Origin of the sequence: uncultured Sphingomonas sp. (assembly GCF_946477935.1) — a bacterium.
Lineage (GTDB): Bacteria > Pseudomonadota > Alphaproteobacteria > Sphingomonadales > Sphingomonadaceae > Sphingomonas.
In genome coordinates, this window is sequence record NZ_CAMLAC010000273.1 from 1 (window position 1) to 4,225 (window position 4,225).

General features: G+C 65.6%; 4 protein-coding genes. 2 read left to right on the plus strand and 2 right to left on the minus strand.

What is annotated here, in order from left to right; translation table 11 throughout:
• The coding region (locus tag Q0U08_RS18175) for an FdhF/YdeP family oxidoreductase (protein WP_298093085.1) at window positions 1-1,690 on the minus strand (1,690 nt) is incomplete at its 3' end.
• 124 nt (window positions 1,691-1,814) lie between these two features.
• Here Q0U08_RS18175 and trxB point away from each other — a divergent pair.
• Window positions 1,815-2,783: a thioredoxin-disulfide reductase gene (gene trxB / locus Q0U08_RS18180; RefSeq protein ID WP_298093087.1), complete on the plus strand. Its 969-nt coding sequence runs from the start codon at window positions 1,815-1,817 to the stop codon at window positions 2,781-2,783.
• A 64-nt stretch (window positions 2,784-2,847) separates the two neighbouring features.
• Here the strand turns inward: trxB and Q0U08_RS18185 are convergent, their stop codons facing one another.
• Window positions 2,848-3,513 carry a 2OG-Fe(II) oxygenase gene (locus Q0U08_RS18185; protein WP_298093088.1) on the minus strand — a complete coding sequence of 222 codons (666 nt, stop codon included), beginning with the start codon at window positions 3,511-3,513 and terminating at the stop codon, window positions 2,848-2,850.
• A gap of 120 nt (window positions 3,514-3,633) precedes the next feature.
• On the opposite strand from Q0U08_RS18185, the gene Q0U08_RS18190 reads away from it, so the two are divergent.
• On the plus strand, window positions 3,634-4,225 hold a 592-nt coding region (locus tag Q0U08_RS18190), incomplete at its 3' end, for a type II secretion system protein N (RefSeq protein WP_298093089.1).

Consider the following 4,225-nt stretch of genomic DNA (forward strand, 5'->3'; position numbering starts at 1 on the left):
TTGCGAGCCCGGCGACGATCGCCGGTTCGGACAGCAGCGTATCCGACGCCGGGCTGGCCTTGCCGACCGAGCCGTAGATATGGCTGAACGAGTCCTCCATCGACACCGCCTGACGGCCGCTTTCCTGCATGTCGAGTTCCATGCGGCCGAGGCAGGGGAGAATGTAGCTTTCCTCGCCGGGGTAGAGGTGGCTCTTGTTGAGTTTGGTGGCGATGCTGACGGTGATCGGCAGCTTTGCCCAGCCTTCCTTCATCTTGGCATGTTCGGGCGTCGCGCGCAGGAAATTGCCGCCCAGTTGCACGAAACCCTCGCACGTGCCGTCGATGATCTGGCGGCAGCTTTCCACCGTGTCCCAGCCATCGTCCGTCGGCGGCTCGAACTCGAACAGGTCCTTCAGCCGGTCGACGGGGGCCAGTTCGGTTTTCTCGGTGATGCCGACGGTGCGCTGGCCCTGCACGTTGCTGTGGCCGCGAACCGGACCGGGACCTGCGCCCTCCCGCCCGATATTGCCGCGCAGCAGCAGGAAATTGACCAGCATGTACAGGCTGTCCATGCCGTAGCGGTGCTGGGTGATGCCCATGCCGTAAACGACGATCACCCGCTTCGCCTTCATATAGACCTGCGCCGCCGCTTCGATCGCGTCGCGGGTCAGGCCGCTTTCCCGGGTGATGTCGTCCCATTTGGCGGCGCGGGCGAAGGTCGCGAAATCCTCGAACCGGGTGGTGTGCTGTTCGATGAAATGATGATCCAGCACACGTTCGTTTCCGAGCGCCTTGGCACGGTCGTCCGCCTCGATCACCAGCTTGCAGATGCCGAGCAGCGCGGAGATATCGCCGCCGGCGCGGACCTGGTGATACTGGGTGGCGATGGTGGTGGAGCCGCCCGTCGTCATCTGCACCGGGTTCTGCGGGTCGGTGAAACGTTCCCAGCCGCGTTCGCGCAAAGGGTTGAACACGACGATCTCGACACCCCGGTCACGGCACGACTTCAGCGTGTGGAGCATGCGTGGCGCGTTGGTGCCAACATTCTGGCCGAAGGCGAAAATCGCATCGCACTTCTCGTAATCGTCCATCTGGATCGTCGCGACGGGAGAGCCGATGGCGTTCTTCAGGCCGACGCTGGTGGTCTCGTGACACATGTTGGACGAATCGGGCAGGTTCTGCTGCCCCCACATCCGTGCGAACAGGCTGTACATGAATGAGGTTTCGAGGCTGGCGCGACCGGAGGCGTAGAGCACGACCTTTTTCGGGTCGCAGCCCTTCAGCTTCGTGCCGATCGCGGCGAACGCCTCGTCCCAACCCACCGCGACATAACGGTCGGTGGCGCGGTCGTATTTCAGCGGATGGGTCAGGCGGCCGGCCTGTTCCAGATCATGATCGGGCCACTGCGCCAGTTCGGAGACGGTGTGCTTTGCGAAAAACTCCGGCGTGACGCGCAGATTGGACAATTCCCAGGCGGTGGCTTTCGCACCGTTTTCGCAGAACTCGGCGATGTGCGGCTTGGCAGGTTTGCCCCAGGCGCAACTGACGCACATCACCCCTTCGGGCTTGTTCTGGCGACGCAGCGCATCGAGCACATCGGGGCCGGGCCGCTCCTTGGGCAGAACCTGTGCCATGCCGCGCATCGAGCCCCAGCCGCCGGCCGCGCCGGTATATTCCGTGATCTTCACGCTTTTGTCTTCGTCGCGCATGCATACCTCTCCGCTTGAACGAGACAACGAAGCGCAGCGACGATCGGTGCCCGCAGAACGGTTCATTTTTTGCGCGCGAGCGCCTATCTAGCCGTCAAGGACGCAACAGGATGCAAACGCTCTCATGACGACGCACACCACCCGCATGCTTATCCTGGGTTCGGGGCCCGCAGGCCTGTCGGCCGCGATCTACGGCGCGCGTGCCGGCATGGCGCCGATCGTGGTTCAGGGTATCCAGCCCGGCGGGCAGCTTACGACCACCACCGATGTGGAGAATTATCCCGGCTTCGCCGACGTCATCCAGGGCCCCTGGCTGATGGAGCAGATGCAGAAGCAGGCCGAGCATGTCGGCACGCGCCTGATGTGGGACACGATCACCGAGGTCGATCTGTCCAAGCGTCCGTTCCGTCTGATCGGCGATGGCGGCGATGTGTATGAGGGCGACGTGCTGGTGATCGCGACAGGCGCGCAGGCCAAGTGGCTGGGCCTGGACAGCGAGGACGCGATGAAGGGCAAGGGCGTATCCGCCTGCGCGACCTGCGACGGCTTCTTCTATCGCGGCAAGAAGGTGGCGGTGATCGGCGGCGGCAACACCGCGGTCGAGGAAGCGCTGTACCTGACCAACCATTCGGACGACGTGACACTGATCCACCGGCGCGACAGCTTGCGCGCCGAGCGCATCCTGCAGGAGCGGCTGCACGCGCATCCAAACGTCAAGGTGTTGTGGAACAAGGAAGTCCGCGAGTTCGTGGACGGTGGCGGCAATGCCGGGCTGGTGGCGCTGAAGCTGGTCGACACGGTGACGGGCGAGGAAAGCGGCATCGATGTCGCGGGCGGTTTCGTCGCGATCGGGCACCATCCGGCGACCGAATTGTTCCGCGGGCATCTGGAGCTGGATGCGGACGGCTATATCGCGGTGGAGGCGGGATCGACCCGCACCAGCGTGGAGGGCGTGTTCGCGTGCGGCGACGTGGCCGACAAGGTGTACCGGCAGGCGGTGACCGCGGCGGGCACCGGGTGCATGGCGGCGCTGGATGCCGAGCGGTTCCTGGCGGAAGCGGAATTCGCGGAGATGGCCGAAGCGGCGGAATAAACCGCGGTTGCGTGGCTCTGCTCCCTCTCCTCTCCGGGGAGAGGGTTGGGGTGAGGGGTATAGGTCACCCCATCCACGGTTTCTCGCGAAACCATTTGGTGATCACATACTTCACCCCGGCGCGCACCTTCATGCCCTGATGCAGCGTTGCGGCGTTGAGGGAGCCGTCCGGCCGGCGGTTGTTCCAGGCGAGGAGCTTGCCGGTTTCGGGCTGGATCGTCTTGTCGACCGACTTGAACCGGGTCGCGCCGCCGGCCTCTGGCGTGTTGAGGTAGATCATCACCGTCCAGGTACGGTTGCCGGAGCGGCCGCAATAGCGATCATAGTCGATGCCGAGCGGCTCGAAATAGTCGGTATGGCCCTTGAATTCTTGACCCACCGCGTAGCGCTGGCCCTGGATCGGCTCGCCATGGTGGGGGGACAGGCCGGTCAGTTCGGCGATCAGGCGTTCGGTGGCGATCACGACCGGATCGGCGGGGTCGAGATCGCCGGTCTCGCTGGTGCGGTAATTGGCGTCGCCGTTCGAATCGGAGACGGTGGACGGGCGGCGCACCGCGTCGATCCGCTCGATCAGGGCCAAGCACAGGTCGGGAGACAGGGCCGCGCGTTTGACGAACAGGATCAGCTTCGGGCTGGGCAGGCGCTGCACCCCCGTCTGGGCCGCGAGGTGGCGGAGGATCGGTTCGGCATCCAGGCCGCTGCCGAGATCGAGGGGGGTGGAGATCGTCATGACAGGCATTCTATCAGCCGCACGCTGCCGTACCAATGTGACGCCCGTGTTTCGGGGCTTTGACGCAAAGCTGTAACATGGCATGCCTAGGGCGCGTGAGGCGGTTGGGGTGTTTGGTTCATGCGTTTGAAGCTCGACGCGCGGGGGCGCCGGCTGTTGCGGCGCCTGCCCGTCGTCAATGTCTATTCGGTCGCCGAACTGCTGCTGATGGCCGGGCTGGCCATGCAGGCGGCGCGGCTCGTCTGGGCCGTGGTGACGCCGGTGGCGCCGCTGGGGGACTGGCGCCCGGCGCAGCCGGTGGTGCCGGGGTCGCCATCCACCATCCTGTCGAGCTTCGATCCGTTCTTTCGCCTGCAAGGCGCGGCGCAGACGCCGGCCACCGTTACCGCGCTGCAACTGACGCTGTTCGGGACGCGGATCGACGAGGCGATGGGGCGGGGGTCGGCGATTCTGGCGGGGCCTGACGGGGTGCAGCAGTCGGTGGCGATCGGGGACGAGATCCAGCCGGGCGTGCGGTTGAAGGCGGTGGCGTTCGATCATGTGGTGATCGATCGTGGCGGTGCGGAGGAGACGCTGTATCTCGATCAGTCCGATGCGCCGGGCGAGGCGGGCGCGCCGCCGCCGACCTCGAGCGGGGCCGGCGTACGGATCGGGCAGTTGCGCAGCGATATCGGGTTCATCCCCCGGCTGGACGGCGGGCGCGTGTCCGGAC